This is a genomic window from Halorubrum sp. SS7, assembly GCF_005435055.1.
Taxonomy (GTDB): domain Archaea; phylum Halobacteriota; class Halobacteria; order Halobacteriales; family Haloferacaceae; genus Halorubrum; species Halorubrum salinarum.
Genome location: NZ_SGXV01000344.1, coordinates 1 through 425, shown reverse-complemented (window position 1 = coordinate 425; position 425 = coordinate 1). Strand labels below are relative to the sequence as shown.

1 protein-coding gene is annotated in these 425 nt (G+C 67.3%); it reads left to right on the top strand.

Going from position 1 to position 425, the window contains the following annotated elements:
* On the top strand, nt 1-256 hold a 256-nt coding region (truD, locus tag EXE44_RS18305), incomplete at its 5' end, for a tRNA pseudouridine(13) synthase TruD (RefSeq protein ID WP_137718068.1).
* Nucleotides 257-425 lie beyond the last annotated feature (169 nt).

Sequence of the window (425 nt, the reverse complement as noted above, 5' to 3'; positions counted from 1 at the left end):
CGAGACGCGGCTCGGCGAGGGCGAACCCGGCGAGATAGAGCGTGCGGTCCTCTCCGAGGCCGGAATCGAACCGAGCGACTTCTCGCTCCCCGGCGAGTTCGACTCCAAGGGAACCCGGCGGGCGATCCTCCTCCGCACCGACCTCGAGGCGTCGTTCGCGGACGGGGACCCCCGGTTCGCGTTCGCGCTCCCGAGCGGCTCGTACGCGACCGTGCTGCTCCGGGAGTTCACGAAGCGCGGCCCGCTCGACCTGTGAGCGGCCTGTGCCCCGAATCGATCCGTGTTCGTGTATTATCAACGCCGATCGATAGCCGAAACCGCCACGATACTGCGTCCAGTTCCGAGCCGCTTTTGTGCGAGAGCCGCCAATCGGGGCCATGACTCGGATCGTCGTCATCGACCTCCACGGGCAGTTCACGCACCTC